General features: G+C 47.6%; 1 rRNA gene. It reads left to right on the forward strand.

Annotation, left to right across the window (positions count from 1 at the left end):
* Positions 1 to 935, forward strand: a 16S ribosomal RNA gene (locus tag JV122_RS04170); the annotation flags it as partial.

A 935-nucleotide genomic window follows, 5' to 3' on the forward strand; every position in this document is an offset into this window, starting at 1 on the left:
CCTTAATTGACGGTACCTTGTTAGAAAGCGATGGCAAACTATGTGCCAGCAGCCGCGGTAATACATAGGTCGCGAGCGTTATCCGGAATTATTGGGCGTAAAGAGTTCGTAGGTTGTTTGTTAAGTCTGGAGTTAAATACCGAAGCTCAACTTCGGCCCGCTTTAGATACTGGCAAGCTAGAATTACAAAGAGGTTAGCGGAATTCCTAGTGAAGCGGTGGAATGCGTAGATATTAGGAAGAACACCAATAGGCGAAGGCAGCTAACTGGTTGTATATTGACACTGAGGAACGAAAGCGTGGGGAGCAAACAGGATTAGATACCCTGGTAGTCCACGCCGTAAACGTTGATCATTAGTTGGTAGGAAGACTTACCGATGCAGCTAACGCAGTAAATGATCCGCCTGAGTAGTATGCTCGCAAGAGTGAAACTTAAAGGAATTGACGGGGACCCGCACAAGCGGAGGAGCATGTGGTTTAATTTGAAGATACGCGTAGAACCTTACCCACTCTTGACATCCCTTGCAATGCTATAGAGATATAGCGGAGGTTAACAAGGTGACAGATGGTGCATGGTTGTCGTCAGCTCGTGTCGTGAGATGTTAGGTTAAGTCCTGCAACGAGCGCAACCCTTGTCTTTAGTTACTAACATTTAGTTGAGGACTCTAGAGAGACTGCCTGGGTAACCAGGAGGAAGGTGGGGACGACGTCAAATCATCATGCCTCTTACGAGTGGGGCAACACACGTGCTACAATGGTTGGTACAAAGAGAAGCAATATGGTGACATGGAGCAAACCTCAAAAAACCAATCTCAGTTCGGATTGAAGTCTGCAACTCGACTTCATGAAGTCGGATTCGCTAGTAATCGCAGATCAGCTACGCTGCGGTGAATACGTTCTCGGGTCTTGTACACACCGCCCGTCACACCATGGGAG

The organism is Mycoplasma procyoni (assembly GCF_017052595.1).
In the GTDB taxonomy this organism is placed as follows: Bacteria; Bacillota_I; Bacilli_A; order Mycoplasmatales; family Metamycoplasmataceae; genus Mesomycoplasma_A; species Mesomycoplasma_A procyoni.